Source organism: Sphingomonas sp. PAMC 26621, from assembly GCF_000251145.1.
GTDB lineage: Bacteria > Pseudomonadota > Alphaproteobacteria > Sphingomonadales > Sphingomonadaceae > Sphingomonas.
Genome location: NZ_AIDW01000023.1, coordinates 60,780 through 79,264 on the forward strand (window position 1 = coordinate 60,780; position 18,485 = coordinate 79,264).

Annotated in this window: 13 protein-coding genes and 1 pseudogene; 5 read left to right on the top strand and 9 right to left on the bottom strand. The window is 65.1% G+C overall.

What is annotated here, in order from left to right; translation table 11 throughout:
* Positions 1-237 precede the first annotated feature (237 nt).
* Entirely contained in the window at positions 238-1,725 is a 1,488-nt protein-coding gene (locus RI03_RS13565; protein ID WP_081504223.1) for an O-antigen ligase family protein, read from the top strand.
* A gap of 189 nt (positions 1,726-1,914) precedes the next feature.
* Here the strand turns inward: RI03_RS13565 and RI03_RS13570 are convergent, their stop codons facing one another.
* Positions 1,915-3,255, bottom strand: coding sequence for an oligosaccharide flippase family protein (locus RI03_RS13570; protein WP_010160472.1), 1,341 nt, complete (start codon positions 3,253-3,255; stop codon positions 1,915-1,917).
* Between the two features lie 282 nt (positions 3,256-3,537).
* Here RI03_RS13570 and RI03_RS13575 point away from each other — a divergent pair, with 282 nt between their 5' ends.
* The gene (locus tag RI03_RS13575) at positions 3,538-5,121 is read left to right on the top strand and encodes a hypothetical protein (RefSeq protein ID WP_238542368.1); all 1,584 of its coding nucleotides are present in this window, start codon (positions 3,538-3,540) and stop codon (positions 5,119-5,121) included.
* Positions 5,122-5,153: 32 nt separating this feature from the next.
* Here the strand turns inward: RI03_RS13575 and RI03_RS13580 are convergent, their stop codons facing one another.
* Together RI03_RS13580 and RI03_RS13585 are read right to left on the bottom strand one after the other, a co-directional pair.
* Positions 5,154-6,548, bottom strand: a complete 1,395-nt coding sequence (locus RI03_RS13580; RefSeq protein WP_010217960.1) for an HlyD family type I secretion periplasmic adaptor subunit — start codon at positions 6,546-6,548, stop codon at positions 5,154-5,156.
* Positions 6,545-8,728, bottom strand: a complete 2,184-nt coding sequence (locus RI03_RS13585; RefSeq protein WP_010217961.1) for a type I secretion system permease/ATPase — start codon at positions 8,726-8,728, stop codon at positions 6,545-6,547. The genes RI03_RS13580 and RI03_RS13585 overlap by 4 nt, the downstream gene beginning before the upstream one ends.
* A gap of 288 nt (positions 8,729-9,016) precedes the next feature.
* Here RI03_RS13585 and RI03_RS13590 point away from each other — a divergent pair, with 288 nt between their 5' ends.
* The 3 genes and pseudogenes from RI03_RS13590 to prsR all read left to right on the top strand — a co-directional run bounded on the left by RI03_RS13590 (position 9,017) and on the right by prsR (position 13,016).
* Entirely contained in the window at positions 9,017-9,478 is a 462-nt protein-coding gene (locus tag RI03_RS13590) for a PilZ domain-containing protein (protein ID WP_010217962.1), read from the top strand.
* A 146-nt stretch (positions 9,479-9,624) separates the two neighbouring features.
* The gene (gene prsK / locus RI03_RS13595) at positions 9,625-11,637 is read left to right on the top strand and encodes an XrtA/PEP-CTERM system histidine kinase PrsK (RefSeq protein WP_010217963.1); all 2,013 of its coding nucleotides are present in this window, start codon (positions 9,625-9,627) and stop codon (positions 11,635-11,637) included.
* A 12-nt stretch (positions 11,638-11,649) separates the two neighbouring features.
* Positions 11,650-13,016: pseudogene (gene prsR / locus RI03_RS13600) on the top strand (PEP-CTERM-box response regulator transcription factor).
* A gap of 61 nt (positions 13,017-13,077) precedes the next feature.
* On the opposite strand, the gene rfbB reads toward prsR, so the two are convergent.
* The 6 genes from rfbB to mltA form a co-directional block, all read right to left on the bottom strand.
* The gene (gene rfbB / locus RI03_RS13605) at positions 13,078-14,151 is read right to left on the bottom strand and encodes a dTDP-glucose 4,6-dehydratase (protein ID WP_010217964.1); all 1,074 of its coding nucleotides are present in this window, start codon (positions 14,149-14,151) and stop codon (positions 13,078-13,080) included.
* A complete protein-coding gene (rfbD, locus tag RI03_RS13610; protein WP_010217965.1) occupies positions 14,144-15,001 on the bottom strand; it encodes a dTDP-4-dehydrorhamnose reductase in 858 nt (285 codons plus the stop codon). The genes rfbB and rfbD overlap by 8 nt, the downstream gene beginning before the upstream one ends.
* The gene (gene rfbC, locus RI03_RS13615; RefSeq protein WP_010217966.1) at positions 14,998-15,543 is read right to left on the bottom strand and encodes a dTDP-4-dehydrorhamnose 3,5-epimerase; all 546 of its coding nucleotides are present in this window, start codon (positions 15,541-15,543) and stop codon (positions 14,998-15,000) included. Before rfbC ends, rfbD begins: the two co-directional genes overlap by 4 nt.
* The gene (rfbA, locus tag RI03_RS13620) at positions 15,537-16,433 is read right to left on the bottom strand and encodes a glucose-1-phosphate thymidylyltransferase RfbA (protein ID WP_010217967.1); all 897 of its coding nucleotides are present in this window, start codon (positions 16,431-16,433) and stop codon (positions 15,537-15,539) included. The genes rfbC and rfbA overlap by 7 nt, the downstream gene beginning before the upstream one ends.
* A 205-nt stretch (positions 16,434-16,638) precedes the next feature.
* Positions 16,639-17,235 (bottom strand): Smr/MutS family protein, encoded by a 597-nt coding sequence (locus RI03_RS13625; protein WP_010217968.1) that lies wholly within the window; start codon positions 17,233-17,235, stop codon positions 16,639-16,641.
* The gene (gene mltA / locus RI03_RS13630; protein WP_010217969.1) at positions 17,210-18,436 is read right to left on the bottom strand and encodes a murein transglycosylase A; all 1,227 of its coding nucleotides are present in this window, start codon (positions 18,434-18,436) and stop codon (positions 17,210-17,212) included. The genes RI03_RS13625 and mltA overlap by 26 nt, the downstream gene beginning before the upstream one ends.
* Between the last annotated feature and the right edge of the window lie 49 nt (positions 18,437-18,485).

Consider the following 18,485-nt stretch of genomic DNA (forward strand, 5'->3'; position numbering starts at 1 on the left):
AAGACCCTCGAATAATTACGCTTTCTTCGTCGTTACACCAAGGTGTGTATGAGATTTGATAGTTTCTATGGTAAACAGTGGCTTAAGCACTGGCTTACAGCAATCTAAGCGATGGTACCGTTCGTCTCATTCCGATCCCCACGGCTGGCTCAGACAGCGCTTGGCTAGGCCTGCAAACCTCCTTAGGGTTTCCAGCAACGCCGCATTCCGTCGGCATCCGGATGATCGAGCGAACGCATGTTACTAGCTGCAAAGAACCTTGTCTATCTGCAAGCAATGCTTCTCATCGGCTGGTCGATATTTTACTATTCTCTGCAAAGTTCAAAGCGCTCTGTAGTAGGTCATTTTCCGGTTCTGGTACTATCGGCAATGTCTGCCGTCTTATTACTTTCACCCGTTTATAGCATTACGAGCGCAGTGTTTTTCCTGTTCCCGATCGTGGCATGCCGGACGCGCAAACAGCTACTGATCGTCATGACGATCGGCATGTTGGCCACCCCTGCGCTCCAGACCCAGGTTCAGGCGGGTGGGCTTTGGTTGTTCACCTGGTCGCTGCAATCGACGTTCGGCCTCGGTGGTTTGATTGCGCTGTTCACGACACGCAAGGACCCTGTAACGGGACGATCGGGGATGAACCTCGCACTCCTTCTGTTCTTGACATTAGTAATTGCAATCGCAACACGAGAGACCGCTGTCTCGAATTGGACGCGACAAACTGTTATGCTTGTCTGTACGTACGGGGTCCCGGCATTTGTCATTGCAAACTGCTTGCGGTCCGAGGTCGGTCGCCAAACGCTGCTTGTCACTCTAGCGGGCTTGGGCTGCATGTTGGCGGTGGAGCTTGTTTACGAAGCCCGCGCGCACTGGCCCCTCTACGCTGGCCTTGCAGACCGATACGGATTGGTTCGGGGCGGGGTATTCATCGTCAAGTTCCGGGGCGGGGCGATGCGGGCCTATGGACCAATGGATGAAGCAACCAACGCCGGCTTCACGTTGGTAATCCTCTTTGCAGCCGCGCTAGCGTGCAACACGCTCTTCAAAAAAGGTGGCTTCCGCTACCTCATTCCCGCGATCATATTGTTGGGCGTGGCAGCACCACAATCCCGCGGCGCCCTGATCGGCGCGGGCGTCGTCATCCTGGCACAGGCATTCTACCGTTACGGGGCTGCGGGGTTGGGCAAGGCGGTCGCGATCCTCGCTCCGATTGCAGCAGTCTATTATGCCCGGCGGTCTGCCACAGGACCGCTTACCGACGCCGAAAGCACCAGCGATTACCGATCACAACTGTTCACGCGCGGAATGCAGGAATTCTGGCATCATCCGATCGCCGGCGAGACGATGGCCCGTGTATACGCCCAAATGGACGATCTCCGCCAAGGCGAGGGAATCGTAGATTTCGTGAATACTTATCTGTATTTTGCACTGGCGACTGGTATCATCGGCTTTATTGCTTTCTGCTTTGTCCTGCTCCTGCCTATCGGACAATTGCTTACGAAGCGACGGAACTTGCTTGCAGACCCGGCAACGGGAGCATTTGCCGGCTTTGCCTTCGCTACTTTCGTCGCTGGCAGCGTGATGCTTATCTTCACTTCGATTCAACAGCATCCAATGATCCTGATGCTGGCGCTCGCCGGAGCGGTTTCCGCGATTCAGCGCCCGCGCAGTGTTTCTTTGGGCCGCCAGGCAACCCGCGCGCCAGCGATACAGGCCTGGCCGGTCCTCTAAACGTCGTCAGAACAGTCGGGCGCCGCGCGGTTAAATAATCTGGCATTCAACGGCGTCTAAACCGGCCGCCCACGGGACCAGACCTTTTACCGCTTTGACGATGGTCCGCCTGAGCGGGAGCTTCCCGCGGGCCGGCCGATTTCCCTGGCCTTCATGCTTTCACCCAAACTGGAGCCGGCACTCGGCCAATCAGAAATACAGATACCAGACCACGCCGCCCATGGCCGCGATCGTCGCCAGGCAGATCCCGTCGACCTTGCCCGAGAACAGCCCATCGCGCGCCGCGACATAGGCCACGTAGGCATAGCCGACGAAAGTCGAAACCGCGGCACCGACCAGCATCCCGACCACGCCCCCTGCATAAAAGCCCGCCACCGTCCCGAGGATCTTCGTGACCATGAAGACCGCCATGAGATTGGCATGCAGCCGCACCTTCCCCAGCGCCAGAAAGGCGCTCTGGTAGCCCGACGATACGACCGCGATGGGTCCCGTGACACAAAGCAGCGCCATGTATCCGGCGGCCGCGTGATAGCGGGAATCGTACAGCGTCCAGATCAATGGCCCCGACGCCAGCGCGAGCAGGAAAAAGACGGGGAGCGTCAAGAGAAGGACGCGCAACCGGATCTTGGCGAACGTCCCGAGAAACCGATCGTGCCCCTCCCCGCGCGCCTCCGCCAGCGCCGGGAAACCGACCACGCCTTGGACCTGGCCAGCCAAATCCGACGGCATTGCCGCAAAGGTCTGCGCGATCCCGAGGATGCCGAGCGTTTCGATCGGGATCAGGCCGCCTTGGATCGCACGCAGCCCCTGTCCGCCGAGATAGGTGAACATCGTCGAGACGAAGATCCAGCGCCCGAAATTGAAGAGGTTACTGACGGTCTTGGGGTCGAGATAGAAGCGGTGGCGGTGCCCCGGGAGCAACACGAAGCTCAGCACCGTCCAAATCACCGAGCCGATGATCGTGCCATAGGCCAACGCCCAGACCGAACCCATTTGCCATGCCAGCAGCGCGGTCACGATCAGCGTGACGAACTGGCCGACGACCTGAACGGTCGTCAGCGCGCCGAGATGCAGGCGCTTTTCGCGAACCGCAAGCATCGTCGACTGGAAGCCGGTGATGAAGGCGGACGACCCCATGACGATCATCAGACCAAACAGCGTCGGTTGCTTGTAGATCAGCGCTACCGGCCAGGCCAGCAGGCAGCATACGCCCCAAAGGATCGCGCCACGAATGACCTGAACCGTCCAGGCGGTGTTCAGGAAATTCTCCGTCGCGCCATCCGCACTCTGCACGATCGCCGGCTTGATGCCGACGTCACTGAACATCCCGAGCCCGATCATGATGACATTGGCCAGCGTCATCAGTCCGAAGGCCTCGGGAAACAGCAGCCGCGTGAGAATGATGTTGGAAGCGAGCTGCATAACGCGCTGCGTCCCGAACCCGGCCACGGCCCAGGCGCTGGCGATGGTGGCCCGTTGCCGCAACGTCTCCGCATTGGATACCAGGCTCGTCAACCGCGCTAAAATCATGAGGGAACCCGTCGCTGGAAGATGATTGGCAAGGCAACCGTCCGGCTCTGCCGTTCCACCCGCCCCCGTATCGGGCGTGCTGGAAAGGCAATGCGCACGAACGCCAGGATAGCCATGGAGGCCGCCCGCCTATATAGCCGGGGCATGGTCATCGATAGACGAAATATGCTGCGCTGGTCGGGTGCAGCCACGGGCGCCCTTCTTTTCGGATCCTGCGGCCGGGCGTCCGCGGACGGTTCGGGCTGGCCGGGCCCATCCGTCCCGCCGACCACGATACCGAAATTGCCGATCGGTATGAACCTTGCCGCCTTTTCGGACTATGCGGACGGCTTTCCCTTTCGCAACCTGATGTGGGGTGCCCGCCCCTGGATGACGCACAACGCCGACGGTAGCGGCGGCTGGAGCACCAATCAGGAAAGCACCGTCACGTTTGACGCCAATGGATATCCGCTTGAAATTCCTGTGAAGGGGGTTGGCGGACGTCCCCCGCAATCGGTCTTCACGCTTCTCCCGAATACCTTGAAGCCTGGCAAGTATGTCATGCTGTACGATGGCGACGGCAGCATCGCCGGAGTGATGGAGACCCGTGTCGTCAGCCAGAGCAAGGGACGAGTGCTGCTCCAGATGTCCCACAACCGGAAAATCAACGAGGGCATTTCGATCGCGCGCTCCAACCCGGCGGACCCGGTGCGCAACATTCGCATCGTGGCGCTGGCCGACGAGCATGTCGATTTGGCCGCGAATCCCTTCCTGCCCGAATTCGTCAAGTTCTGCAGCGCATTCCATGCGTTGCGCTTCATGGACTGGGGCGCGACGAACGGGTCGGTCGAGGAGGAATGGGCCAGCCGTCGCCGTCCGACCTTCTATACCATGATCGGGACCAGCGGCGACCCGGGCGAAACGGGGGAGCATGCGATGACCCCGTACCAGCGTCGCTTCTCCGGGGGTGCAGCGCATGAAGTGATGATCGCGCTGTGCAACAAGGTCGGTGCAGACGCCTGGTTCTGTATTCCGCACCGTGCGACCGACGAATATATCACCGAGTTCGCGAAGCTGATCCACGCAAAGCTCGATCCCAAGCTGAAAGTCTATATCGAGGTCTCGAACGAGATCTGGAACTGGCAGTTCAAGCAGGCGCACTGGATGCTGCACTCGCGACGTCTCGGCGACCTGGTTGAGGCGAAGGGCGGCAAGGCCTGGGATGATCCCGCCAAGACCAAGGGCGCGAACCATCCCGAGAGGATCGGCATGCTGTTCGGACATGCGTTGCAGACGTTTCACACCGCATGGCCCGCGCGCGACCGTGGTCGCGTGATCCGTGTCTGTGCCACGCAGACGGGATGGCTCGACGTCGCGTTGCGCACGATCGACACATGCGTGGCGAATGGCGGTTGCGATGCCGTCGCACAGACGGCCTATTTCGGCCCGGGCGGCCCCGAGTACGATCGCTGGCAGGCGCGTGGTGCGGCTTTGACGGGCGAAGAGGTCATCAACGACATGCGCAGCGTGGTACACCAGCAGACCCTGGGCGGCGCTGCCCTCGACGCCGCGCGGCATGCGCAGAAACTGGGCCTGAAATATATCGTCTACGAAGGCGGGCAGCATATCCAGCCGAAGGGGCAGGCCGACCTTCCCTATAATCCCGCATTGGGGGCCGCACAGTCGCTTCCCGGGATGGAGGATCTGTATCTCGATATCCTCAGGACCGAAGTTCATCTGGGCTGTTCGCTGTTCTGCGCGTTCAACAGTGTGGGCGGCTACGGGTCCCGGTTCGGGAGCTGGGGACATAAGGTCAGCTATGACCAGCCTGATTCCGAATCGCCGAAATTCCGCGCGTTGGTCGCCGCGAACGTTCCCCGCACCTAGCGGGGAACGGGTCGACGGTATCCGGCGCAGCGTCAGCGTTCGCGCAACGCCGATGTCCGCGCTTCGTCGATCGGGCTGGTAAGGTAGCTGAAGAAACTGCGATTGCCGGTCACGATATCGGCAGTCACCATCATGCCGGGGGTGACCGGCACGGTACGGTCGCCGCGCGAAATCGTCGTCCGATCGAGCGCCACGCGCAGCACATAGACCGGGCCGAGCTTCTCGTCGTCGACCGCATCGGGACTGACCCCGAGGACATGCCCGGGGATCAACCCGTAACGGGCGAACGGGAAGGCCTCGAGCTTGACCCCGACCTTCTGGCCCGCACTCACAAACCCGGCGTCGCGGTTGAGCAATTTGACCTCGGCGACGAGCTTCCCGTCGCCCGGCACGACCGTCATGATCGGCTTCGCCGCCTCGACCACGCCGCCTTCAGTATGCACCGAAAGCTGCCCGATCGTCCCCGCGACCGGGGCGCGTAGCGCCTGCAGCGTCGCGCGCTGAGTCGACTTGAGCAGCTCGTCCTGACGCAACCGCATCTCGGCGGTAGACTTGACCAGTTCGTCGAGCAGCGCGGAGCGCGCGTCAGCGCGCGCCTTTGCTGAGTTGCTCGCGGCCCCGCCCGCCTGCGCGGTTGCGCGGCGGATCGCCTGCAGCGCCGAATCGCGATCGCGCACCTGCCCGATCCGCTCGCGGCGCATTTCGAGCACCTTCATTTTCGAGACATAGCCCTTGGCGAGCAATTGCTCATTCGCCGCAATCTGTTCGTCGAGCAACGGGAGCGTTTCGGTCAGCTTGGCGACGGCTGCGCGTGCCGCGCCGATCTCCGCACTGGCAACCGCATTGCCCGCAACCTGCGCCTGGATCGACGCCTGCACTTCCGCCAGTTTGGCGCGCGCGAGCGATTCCTGCAGTGCCGCGGCAGACGGCTCGGTCCCCGCAGGTGCCGCAAAGCGGAAGCCCTTGCCATCGAGCGCATCGACCACGGCGCGCGTCCGCGCGACCTCGAAGGAGACCGTCTCGAGCGACTTGCGCGCCTGCGCCGCTTCGGTGGCGGAGACGGTTGGGTCGAGCAGCACGAGCACCTGCCCCTTTTTCACATGGTCCCCGTCATGGACGAGGATCCGGCGCACCACGCCAGCCTCGGCGGGCTGGACGAGCTGGACCGCGCCGGTCGGCACGATCTTCCCTTGCGCGGACGCGATGATGTCGGTCCGCCCAAGCGTCAGCCACAGGCCGAGCGCAGCCACACCGGCGAGCAGTACCTTGGCGGTGATCCGCGCGGTCGGCGACACCGGCCGCTCGATCACCTCGAGTGCAGCGGGCAGGAAGGCGGCGTCGTCGATCCGCAAACGGCCGGCGGAACGCGCCTTTTCCTCGGCGAGCGTGGCGGTGATCATCCGCCAGTTGGTGGTCAGCGCGTTCATGCGGCGATATCCTTCAGACCCGATTGGCGACGGTGGAGTTCGGCGTAGCGGCCGCCCAGCCTCAGCAACTCGTCATGCGTCCCGACCTCGACGATCTTGCCCTTCTCCAGCGCGACGATACGGTTGCAGTCGCGCACGGCGGACAGGCGATGCGCGATCACCACGACGGTGCGCCCCTTGGAGATTGCGCTGAGGTTGTTGCGGATGATCTCCTCGCTTTCGGCATCGAGCGCGGACGTCGCTTCGTCGAGGATCAGGATCCGCGGATCGGTGACCAGCGCGCGCGCGATCGCGATCCGCTGGCGCTGCCCGCCCGACAGGTTGACCCCGCGTTCGACGATCGGCGTGTCATAGCCCTGCGGCTGCTGCAGGATGAAGCCGTGCGCCCCCGCGAGGTTCGCCGCGCGCATCACGCGGTCGAGCGGCATCGCCGGATTGACCAGCGCGATATTCTCGCGGATCGAGCGGTTGAACAGGATGTTCTCCTGCAGCACGACGCCGATCTGGCGGCGGAGCCAGGTCGGGTCGACCTGCGCGATATCCATCCCGTCGATCAACACGCGACCGCTTTCGGCGAGATACAGCCGCTGGAGCAGCTTGGTCAGCGTCGACTTGCCCGACCCTGACGACCCGACGATCCCGATCGATTCCCCGGCCGCGATGTCGAGCGACACGCCGTCGAGCGCGGGCGGGCTGTCGACTGCGTAGCGGAACCGCACCGCATCGAAGCTGATCGCGCCCTTCATCGACGGGAGCGTAACGCGCGAGCTCGCCTGCGGCTCGACCGGATGGTTGAGGATGTCGCCGAGCCGTTCGACCGAGATGCGGACCTGCTGGAAATCCTGCCACAATTGCGCGAGGCGAATGACCGGCCCGGACACGCGTTGCGCGAACATGTTGAACGCGACCAGCCCGCCGAGCGTCAGCGCGCCGCCCATCACCGCTTTCGCGCCGAAGAACAGGATCGCGGCAAAGGTCAGCTTGGAGATGAGTTCGACCGCCTGGCTGCCGGTGCTGCCGAGGTTGGTGACGCGGAGCGACGCGGCGCTGGTCGCGGCAAGCTGGCGTTCCCAGCGGTCCTGCCACTGCGGCTCAACCGCGGCGGCCTTGACCGTCTGGATCCCGCTCACGCTTTCGACCAGCAGCGCATTGCTCGCCGCGCCGCGTTCGAACTTCTCCTCGATCCGCAGACGGAGCGTTCCCGTGACGGCGACGGACACCACGACATAGCCGACCAGGCTGACCGCGACGATGCCGAACAGCGGCGGCGAGTAGATCAGCATCGCGACCATGAACACGCCGATGAACAGCGGATCGACCAGCACGCTGAGCGACGCGGTCGTCAGGAATTCGCGGATCGTCTCGAGCTGGCGGACGCGCGTGACGGTGTCGCCGACGCGACGCTTCTCGAAATAGCTGAGCGGGAGCGCGAGCAGATGGCGGAACAGCCGTGCGCCCAATTCGACGTCGATCTTCTGGCTCGTCTCCGAATAGACCCGGCTGCGGATCCAGCCGAACATCGTCTCCCATACCGACACCGCGACGAAACCGATCGCGAGCACGTTGAGCGTCGTCTGCGCATTGTGCGCGAGCACCTTGTCGATCACGTTCTGGAACAACAGCGGGGCGGCAAGCCCGAGCAAATTGAGCGCGAAGGTGATCAGCAGCACTTCGCCGATCAGCCGGCGATACCGGACGATCTGCGGTACGAACCAGCTGAGGTCGAACCGCCCCTTCCCCGCGCCCCGCGCCTCGCGCGTGGTCAGAAGGATCAATTGGCCGTCCCACAATTCGTCCAGTTTCGCGCGATCGACCTTTTCGACTTGCTGGCCGGGGCGCTGGATCAGCACGCCATCGTCGACCAGCCGACCGATCACGAACCACCCCCCCGGGCCGCTGGCGAGGGCGGGCAGCGGCTGCCGCGACAGGCGACCGGGTTCGACCGTCACCGACTTTGCCTTCGCCCCATCCTGCCGCCGCGCGAGACGGACGATATCGCCGGCCGTCAACGGATCGGCGTGACCGAGCTCGTGGCGCATCTGCGCGGGATCGACCGAGACGTTGAGGATCGCGAACAGGATGGCGAGCGCGCGCGGCCCGGTCTCCGGATCGACCGCGGGTGCGTCCGCAGGGCCGTAAGCTTCGGTCAATCGACGTTCGACGCTATCGTGCAGTTTCATGGATGCGGACCTGACAACCTTGGGATGCCGCGGATGTGCCCGACAATGGTAAAGATTGCGGTAACGAAGCTGCCAGGCGGCACCTAAATACCGTATTTTTCGCGAGTCTTGAAGCGGCCACGACGGCCGGCGCGCGTGCGTGGGGCGTTTGCGCAATTTTATTTGCGAAATTGTCCTTTCCGGGCGTCGCTGGCTCTTTTCGTTTGAGGATCGATATGCCACGATCCGAAAACGGCGCACACAACGATGTACCGGTAAAGAAGTTCCTTTAGGAGAGTGAGAGAGTTGATGATGATGGCCGCCACGCTTTCGTGCCCGGGTCGCGCCGCTCACCGCATTCCAGCCGCGCGTCCCGCGACGCTTCGCAACGCTGATCGACAACCGATCGACATCTTCATCGAGAATCTCTCCGTCGTCGGCTTCGGCATGTCCACCACCGCGGATCTTTCGCTGGGAACGTTCGTCAGCTTGCAGCTTGCCGGCATTGGACGACGGGACGTACGGATCGTGCGCCGTCTGGGCCTGAGTTATGGATGCGAATTCGTGGCTCCGCTCGACGCCTCCGAACTCGCATCCGCGGTCGGGGCAGGCGCGGTGCTCAGCGGCAAGTTCGGCGCCGATGACGCCAGCGTCTCGGGGCGGTCACCGTCGACGCGGTTCCATCCGCTTGGTCGCGTGGCCGTTCTCCTCATGGTCAACCTCGTGCTGTGGAGCACGATCGTCTGGGGCGTTCGCACGATCCTCGTCTGATCGGTCGCGGGGGGTGGCCATTGCGTGTCCGTCCCCGTCGTCCGGTCGCGCTCGCCGACCGAGGCTGGACGCATTCCGCACCGGCGCGACATGGCACCCCAACAAAAGCGTGCGCGATCGGTGTGACAACGGTGTAGGCAGACTGCGTGCTTCTCTTCTGGATCCTCGCGGCCACTGCCGCCGCCTACGCCATCCTCGCCGCCTGGCGAATCTCGCTCGGCACCGGCACCGAGCGGGCACCGACGCTGGTCCTCGCGTTCGTCGGCATGTCGGTCTGGGCGGTCTCCGGGCTCGTTCAGGATCCGGTGGTCATCGTGCTCGCGCAACTGCTGCGCAACCTCGCCTGGCTTGCGTATCTTGCCAACGCGACCCAACCGCTGGCCGACGCACCCGGGAGCCGGTCTCACAGCGCAGCGCTGCTTGCGCTGCTCGCCGTCCTCGGTGCCGCGGCCGCGATAACCAGCGCGGTACAGGTCGCGGATTCGTCCAACGGCTTGCCCTGGCTGGTCGTGACGATCGCCCTTCGGCTGCTCTTCTCGATGGGCGGGGTCATCTACCTCCACAGCCTGTACAATGGCCTGACCAGCAGCAGCGGAACCGGCTTCCGGCTGATCCTGTTCGGGTTGGGCATGTTGTGGGCGTACGACCTCAATCTCTACACCGTAGGGCTGCTGAGGTATAAGGTCGCCGAACCGCTCGCGGCCGGGCGGGCAGTCGTCGCGCTGCTGCTGGTCCCGCTATTCCTGCTCGCGGCGCGCCGGCAGGAACATTGGAAGATCGCCCTGTCACGCAAGGTGACGTTCCAGTCACTCTCGCTGGTCGCGATCGGCCTGTATTTCGTCAGCATGTCGCTGATCGCCCGGTCCGAAATGCTGTTCCAGGGGTCGGCGGGGCCGGTCCTGGCGATTGTCGCCGTCGCCGCTCTGTCCGCGGCAGGCGCGTTGCTGCTGTTCTCGACCCGCGCGCGGGCGTGGTTCAAGGTCATCATCGTCAAGAACCTGTTCAGCCACCGCTATGACTATCGTGCGGAATGGCTGCGCTTCAGCGCGACGATCGCCGATTCCGCGGGGACCGCGCTATCGCTTGAGGAACGGGTCGTGAAGGCTGTCGCGGACGTGACCGAATCCCCCGCCGGGCTGCTGTTGCTGACCAGCGACCGCCGCAGCTTCGACGTCGCCGCCGCCTGGTGCTGGGGTCACCGTGCGCCCCCGCCGAGCGGCGCAGTCCGTTTTCCCGACGCCGAACAGGACCTGCTCGAACAGGGCCTGATCGTGACGCTTGACCCCGAAGCGCACCGCAGCGACGCCTCGGTCGACACGATCGCGGACGCCTGGGTCGCGGTGCCGCTGATCTGGATGTCGGCGATGATCGGCGTCGTCATCCTCGCCAAGCCACGGTTGCAGCGCGCCCTCGACTGGGAGGATTTCGACCTGCTGAAGGTCATCGGCCAGCAGGCCGCGGTCCATATCTCGGATTCGCACAAGCAACTCGAGCTGGAGGAAGCGCGGCGCTTCGAGGAGTTCAACCGGCGCTTCGCGTACATCATCCACGACATCAAGAACGTCGTCAGCCAATTGTCGCTGCTCGCCAGCAACGCTCAGCAACACGGCTCGAACCCCAAGTTCCAGGCCGAGATGAACCGCAGCCTGACCAGCGCGGTGCAGAAGATGAACGTCCTGTTGTCGCGGCTGTCGCCCGACCGGGTGCTGCAGACCGCGCCGCCCGCGAGCATCGATGTCGACGCGCTGATCGCCGCGGTCGTCGGCGGGCGAGTCGGGCAACGTTCGCTGTCGGTCGGCCCCCCTTGCGCCGCGCACGCGCGCGGGGATCTCGAAAAGCTCAAGCTCGCGCTAGAACACCTCGTCCAGAATGCGATCGAGGCGAGCCCGGTCGACCAGCCGGTCGTCGTCGCCGCGACGCGCAACGCGACGCACTGCCATATCACGGTCACCGACAGCGGCGTGGGCATGTCCGCGGACTTCATTCGAAAGGGCTTGTTTAAGCCTTTCGTGTCAACGAAGGGCGGCGGCTTCGGGATCGGGGCCGCCGAGGCGAAAGCGCTCGTGACGGGGATGGGCGGATCGTTGCGCGTGGCCAGTACCGAGGGCCATGGCAGCGTCTTCACGATCGAACTTCCGCTCAGCGACGCGCTCGATTAGGTAAGCACGGATATGGCCGACACGAGCGAAAAACAGAAGCTGCTGATCGTCGAGGACGACCTCGACCTGCAGGCCCAACTCGAATGGGCGTTCACCGAATATGACGTCGTCGTCGCCGGCGACCGCGCCGCCGCGCTGACCGCGCAGCGGACCGAGAACCCCGCGGTCATCACGCTCGACCTCGGCCTGCCGCCAGATCCCGACGGCACGTCGGAGGGCTTCGCCACGTTGCGCGAGCTGGTCGCGCAAAACCCGGCGGTCAAGGTGATCGTCGCCTCGGGGCACGAGGCGCGCGAGAGCGCGCAGAAGGCGATCGCGCTGGGGGCGTATGATTTCTACTCCAAGCCGATCAACATCACCGACCTGAGCCTGATCGTCGGGCGCGCCTTCCACCTCGCGCAGATCGAGCGGAGAATCGCCGGCTTGCCGAGCAGGCGGACCAGCTCGCGAGCGCGGAGGGGATCATCACCGGCGCGCCGCAGATGCTCACCGTCCTGCGCACGATCGAGAAGGTCGCCGACGTCGATGCCTCGGTGATGCTGCTCGGCGCATCGGGGACCGGCAAGGAATTGCTCGCCAAGGCGATCCACACCAAGAGCGCGCGCGCGCGGGGCAATTTCGTCGCGATCAACTGCGCGGCGATCCCGGAGACGCTGCTCGAATCCGAACTGTTCGGCCACGAGAAGGGCGCGTTTACCGGTGCGGTGAAGGCGACGGTCGGCAAGATCGAGATGGCCAATGGCGGCACGCTGTTCCTCGACGAAATCGGCGACGTGCCCTTCGCGATGCAGGTCAAGTTGCTGCGCTTCCTGCAGGAACGCGTGATCGAGCGAGTCGGCGGCCGCAAGCCGATCCCGATCGACGCACGCGTCGTGACCGCCACGCATCAGGACCTGACGACGCTGATGCAGGAAGGCCGGTTCCGCGAGGATCTGTATTTTCGGCTTGCCGAAATGGTGATCCGCATTCCCTCGCTCGCCGAACGGTCGGGCGATGCGGTGCTGCTCGCGCGCTTCTTCCTGCGCAAGATGAACACGGGGAAGCAGGCGCGGATCAAGGGCTTCGCGCCGGATGCGCTGACCGCGATCAACAACTGGCCGTGGACGGGGAACGTCCGCGAGCTCGAGAACCGGATTCGTCGCGCGACGATCATGGCGGAAGGATCGATGATCACCGCGCAGGATCTCGATTTCGAGCAGACCAGCGTCGCGATGGAGCGCACCGAATTGCGCGTCGCGCGCGAACGGGCGGATCGCTCGGCAATCGCGGCGGCGATCGCGCTCAACGACGGCAACCTGTCGGCGGCGGCGCGTGACCTCAACATCTCGCGCCCGATGCTGTACGATCTGCTCAACACCTACGGCATGGCGAAGAGCTAGAGCGGCCTCCCCCGTCACCCCGGCCTTGTGCCGGAGTGACGGGGGTTGGCGAAGCGCTTCGTTACCCGTTGCCGAGCTTTGCGCGCTCGAGCATCGGCTGCCACCACGCTTCGTTCGCAAGATACCAGCCGAGCGTATCGGCAAGGCCACCCGCGAAGTCGCGCGCCGGGGTGTAGCCGATCTCCGCGCGTGCCTTGCGCTCGTCGATCGCATAGCGGCGGTCATGGCCCTTGCGATCCTCGACGAAGGTCTTGAGCGTGTTCGTCGGCACCCCGCGCGCGGCGGGCGCATCGGGGTAACGCGCGGCAAGCGACGGGTCGGCGGCGAACGCCGCATCGACGCTGCGGCAGATCTCGTCGATCACGGTCAGGTTGGGCACTTCTTCCCCGCCACCGATGTTATAGACTTCGCCCGGGGTCCCGCGCTGGAGCGCCGCCTCGATCCCGCGGCAATGGTCCGACGTGTGGAGCCAGTCGCGCACGTTCATCCCGTCGCCATAGATCGGCAGGTTGCGCCCATTGAGCGCGTTGATCAGGAACAGCGGGATCAGCTTCTCGGGAAACTGGAACGGCCCGTAATTGTTCGAGCAATTGGTCGTCGTGACATCGAGACCGAAGGTGTGGTGGTACGCCCGGACGAGATGATCCGCGCCAGCCTTCGATGCCGAATAGGGCGAGTTGGGCGCATAGGGCGTCGTCTCGCTGAACGCCGGATCGTTCGGCCCGAGCGAGCCGTACACTTCGTCGGTCGAGACGTTGTGGAAACGGTGCGGCGTGCCGCTGCCGCTGTCGAGCCATACCGTCCGCGCGGCGCGGAGCAGGCTGTGCGTGCCGAGCACGTTGGTCGTGACGAACGCGTCGGGGTCGAGGATCGAGCGGTCGACATGGCTTTCCGCTGCGAAGTGAACGACCGTGTCGATCTTGTGGTCGCGCAGCAGCGACGTCACCAGATCGGTGTCGAGGATGTTGCCGTGGACGAACTCGACCGAATCGAGGCCGGCGAGGTTCTCGCGGTTGCCTGCATAGGTCAGCGCATCGAGCACGACGACCGCGTCGTCGGCGTGGTTCTCGCGCCAGTAATGCACGAAATTCGCGCCAATGAACCCGGCGCCGCCGGTGACGAGCAGATTAGCCATTCTTGCGGATCTCTTCGAGCATGAGGATCAGATTGTCGCGCCACGGGGTCGCCGGGCGACCGAGCAGCGCATAGGTGGCGGTGCAGTCGAGCACCGAATAGGCCGGGCGCTGCGCCGGGGTCGGATAGTCGGTGGTCGGGATCGCGAGGACCGGCACTGCCTTTTCGAGCAGACCCGCCGCCAGCGCTTCCTCCTGGATCGCGACCGCGAAGTCGTACCAGCTCGCCTGTCCGCCATCGCTGAAGTGATACAGGCCGGTCGTGCCCTGCGCCGCGAGCGACCACAGCGCCGATGCCAGCGCCGGCGCATAGGTCGGGCAGCCGATCTGGTCGCCCACCACGCGCAACTGCGGATGCGCCGCCATCAGGCGCAGCATCGTCCGGACGAAATTGCCGCCGACCGGGCCGTAGAGCCACGCGGTCCGTACGACCAGCGCCTCCGGCCCCGCCGCCTGTTCGCCCGCGCGCTTGGTCCGGCCGTAGACCCCGAGCGGAGACGCGGGCGCATCCGGCGCATAAGGCGTGGTCGCGCTGCCATCGAACACGAAATCGGTCGAGACATGGACGAGCCGGGCTCCGGCCGCCTTCGCCGCGGTCGCAAGATACCCGACCGCATCGGCGTTGACCGCCTGTGCGGTCGCCGCATCGCTCTCGGCCTTGTCGACCGCGGTATAGGCGGCGGCGTTGAAGATCACATCGGGCGCGACCGCCGCGACGAACGCCGCGACCCGCGCCGCATCGGTGATGTCGACCGTGTCCTGATCACAGGTGACGATCTCCACGCCCTCGGGCGCGGTCGCGACGAGCGCATGGCCGAGCTGCCCCCCGGCTCCGACGATCAGCGCCTTCATGCCGCAGCGATCTGTTCGAGCGTCCGGCCGACGCGGTCCTTCGCGGACAGGATCGGCTCGATCCCGTCGAGCGGCCATTCAATCCCCACCGCGGGGTCGTTCCACAGCAGGGCATGCTCATCCGCGGGCGAATAGGCGCTGGTGCACTTGTAGAGGAAGTCGGTGTTGTCCTCGAGGCAGAGGAAGCCGTGCGCGAGGCCCGGCCCGATCCAGAACATGCGCTTGTTCGCAGCGCTCAGATGCACCCCGACCCATTGGCCGAACGTCGGCGACCCTTTGCGGATATCGACCGCAACGTCGTACACCGACCCCGAAACGACGCGCACCAGCTTCCCCTGCGGGTTCGGCTGTTGGTAATGCAGCCCGCGCAGTACGCCGCGCGACGAGCGGCTGTGGTTATCCTGAACGAAGGTCCAGTCGAGCCCCGCCTCCTTGAACGACGCCGCGTTCCAGCTCTCAAGGAAGAAGCCGCGATCGTCGCCGAACACCTTGGGCTCGAGGATCAGCACGTCCGCAAGCGCGGTTTCGATGACGTTCACCATTGCGCGTGATCCTCTTGCAGCAGGCCGAGCAGATAGTCGCCATAGCCGCTCTTGCGCAACTCGCCGCCGAGGCGTTCGAGCTGGGCTGCATCGATGAAGCCCTTGCGCCACGCGATTTCCTCGGGGCAGCAGATCTTGAGGCCCTGGCGTTCCTCGATGATGCGGACGTAATTGCCCGCGTCGATCAGCGAGTTGTGCGTGCCGGTGTCGAGCCAGGCGTAGCCGCGGCCCATGATCTCGACGTTGAGGTCGCCCGCGTCGAGGTACATGCGGTTGAGATCGGTGATCTCGAGTTCGCCGCGCGGCGAGGGTGCAAGCTGATGCGCGAAATCGACCGCGCGCTCGTCGTAGAAATAGAGGCCGGTCACGGCATAGTTCGACTTGGGGTTCTTCGGCTTCTCCTCGAGGTCGATCGCTGCGCGCGTCTCGGGGTCGAACGCGACCACGCCGTACGCCGAGGCATCGCGGACATAATATGCGAAGACCGTCGCGCCGGTCGTGCGCGCGTTCGCCGCGTCGATCAGCCCCGGCAGGCCGTGGCCGAAGAAGATGTTGTCGCCGAGCACCAGCGCGGACGGCTTGCCGCCAACGAAATCGGCGCCGATCAGATAGGCCTGTGCGAGGCCGTTCGGCTCGGGCTGGACCGCATAGGTGATCGAGATGCCGAGCCGGCTGCCGTCGCCGAGCAACCGCTGGAACGCCGATTGCTCATGCGGGGTGGTGATGATCAGGACCCGCCGGATCCCCGCGAGCATCAAGGTCGACAACGGATAATAGATCATCGGCTTGTCGTAGACCGGCATCAGTTGCTTCGAGGCTGCCTGCGTCAGGGGATGCAGGCGCGTGCCCGAACCGCCCGCCAGGATGATGCCGCATCGTTCCGCCGTCATGCTGTATCTTTCTTCCGTTGCCGCAAGGCGGCGCCGCATTGGCGGGGCACACCGTTAGTTTGGGCCTATCCAAGAACGGCGCGGCGTCCAAGGCGATACTGCTTGGCGGTGGCGGAAAAGTGGCTGGTTCTGGCGGCGTCCGTCCGGTTTGAGACCCATTTCACCCGACGCTTGCGAATTGTACGGGTCCGGCGGTCTTCGCCGGTCAGGTCGGATCGGAAGTCCGCGGCCGCTTGAGCACGATATACAAGGCGCCTGCCCCGCCGTGACGCGGATGCGCCGCGCGGACCGCAGCGATGGCGGCGGCGTGGCGCGATCCGGCGAGCCAGTCCCCGGTCGCGGCGCGGATCGCACCACGGGCATGCGGTCGCTCGCTGGCTGGGCGCGGCGGCTTGCCGGTGACGAGCAGGATCGTGCGATCCCCGCTGCGGATCGCCATCGCCAGCGCCGCGTCGAGCAGGTCATAGGCACTCGCGAGCGTATGGCCGTGGAGATCGACCGTCCGATCGGGTGACACCAGCCCGCGCGACAGCCGCTTGTCCCACGATCCGTCGAGCGTATTCGACGGGGTGGCGGCTTTGGGCGGCGCAGGCCGGGCCGCGGTCGACCGAGCGGGCGGCGCAGGCTTAGCCGTGACCATGAGACGGTGCGGCTTGGGCGGAATGGTGGTCGGCGCCGCGGTAGCGACCGGTTGCTTCGGCGGCGGCGCAGGTTCGGCGGGGCGTCGGACGATCGGGCGGACGCCGGACATCACGCGCACCCAAAGCGCGGCTTCGTCAGGGCTGAGCGATCGGTGCCCCATTGGCCCTCTCCCCCGTCAGGCGCGCGATCGTGCCGATCGGTAATAGCAGGAACGCGGTGCCGCGCGCGGACATCCCACCCGCGGTCGCCTCGGCGTCCGGCCCTGCGCCCCAGAAGGTGTCGATCCGGTTCGCGCCCTTGATCGCGCCGCCGGTATCCTGCGCGACCCACAACCGGCTGGCGTCGGCGCGGTCCATCGAAAGGAGGATCGGCGCGCCCAAGGGGACGAATTTCGGGTCGGCGGCAGCACTCACTCCGCCCGTCACCGACACCCCCAGCGCACCCTTCGGCGCCCCCGTCTGTTCGCGGAAGAAGACGTAGCTTTTGTTCTCGCGCATGATCGCGGCGCCGTCTGCGGGATGGTCGTGGAGCCAGCCGACGATCCCCTGCATCGACGTCTGCCCCGGGCCGAGCAACCCGCGCTTCTTCATCAGCGCGCCGATGCCGGTGTAATCGCGTCCGTTCTGCGAGACATAGCCAACCCGGAGGATCGACCCGTCGGGCAAGCGCAACCGGCCCGACCCCTGGACCTGGAGGAAGAACAGCGCGACCGGATCCGCTGCATAAGCGATGATCTGGGCGCGACCGTTAAGCGATCCCTGTTCGATCGCAGTCCGGTCGTCATACGGTACCAAACCCGTTCCGGAGACCTTCCCGCGGACCTTGCGCCCCTTGAGCGTATCGCTGAACAGGCCGAGGTCGACTTCGATCAGGTCGCTCGGGCGGGCGTAGATCGGGACGTCATAGCCAGGCTGGCGATCGCGCGCCGCGGCGATCTCCGGCTCGTAATAGCCGGTCGCGAAGGCCTGACCGCTACCGACCTGCACCGCCTCGAAATATTGAAGGAAGAACGCGCGGGCCGCGCCATCGGCAACGCTCGCTGCCGCAGTGCAAGCGGGTTGCCAGTCAGTGCCCCTTGTCAGACTGGAGGCATCGGTCCGGCGCTGCAACGCGGCACAGGAGGCGCGGAATGCCGACAAGGCGCGCGCCGCATCGTCCTCGCGGATGGGCAGCGTGGTCAACGCGGGGCCGGCGACAAACCCCGTACTGGCTGCGTTCAGAGCGCCTGCAGTGGGGGTTGCAGCGATCGCCGGCAGCGGGGTCGCCGGAACCGGGCGCGCCACCGGCGCCGGTCGCGACAGCGGGGCCGGTCGCAAGACGCCGACCGGCCTTGCGACCTGCCCACCACAGGCAGCCAGCATAAACGCCAGGCCAAGCCCGAGCGCACGACGTCCCCCGGTCCTCACCTGC

Bases quoted from the DNA above. Each gene is read 5' to 3' on its own strand.
- RI03_RS13565 (WP_081504223.1), top strand. From the start codon at position 238: ATGTTACTAGCTGCAAAGAACCTTGTCTATCTGCAAGCAATGCTTCTC.
- RI03_RS13570 (WP_010160472.1), bottom strand. From the start codon at position 3,255: ATGATTTTAGCGCGGTTGACGAGCCTGGTATCCAATGCGGAGACGTTG.
- RI03_RS13580 (WP_010217960.1), bottom strand. From the start codon at position 6,548: ATGAACGCGCTGACCACCAACTGGCGGATGATCACCGCCACGCTCGCC.
- RI03_RS13585 (WP_010217961.1), bottom strand. From the start codon at position 8,728: ATGAAACTGCACGATAGCGTCGAACGTCGATTGACCGAAGCTTACGGC.
- RI03_RS13590 (WP_010217962.1), top strand. From the start codon at position 9,017: ATGATGATGGCCGCCACGCTTTCGTGCCCGGGTCGCGCCGCTCACCGC.
- rfbB (WP_010217964.1), bottom strand. From the start codon at position 14,151: ATGGCTAATCTGCTCGTCACCGGCGGCGCCGGGTTCATTGGCGCGAAT.
- rfbD (WP_010217965.1), bottom strand. From the start codon at position 15,001: ATGAAGGCGCTGATCGTCGGAGCCGGGGGGCAGCTCGGCCATGCGCTC.
- rfbC (WP_010217966.1), bottom strand. From the start codon at position 15,543: ATGGTGAACGTCATCGAAACCGCGCTTGCGGACGTGCTGATCCTCGAG.
- rfbA (WP_010217967.1), bottom strand. From the start codon at position 16,433: ATGACGGCGGAACGATGCGGCATCATCCTGGCGGGCGGTTCGGGCACG.
- RI03_RS13625 (WP_010217968.1), bottom strand. From the start codon at position 17,235: ATGGGGCACCGATCGCTCAGCCCTGACGAAGCCGCGCTTTGGGTGCGC.
- mltA (WP_010217969.1), bottom strand. From the start codon at position 18,436: ATGCTGGCTGCCTGTGGTGGGCAGGTCGCAAGGCCGGTCGGCGTCTTG.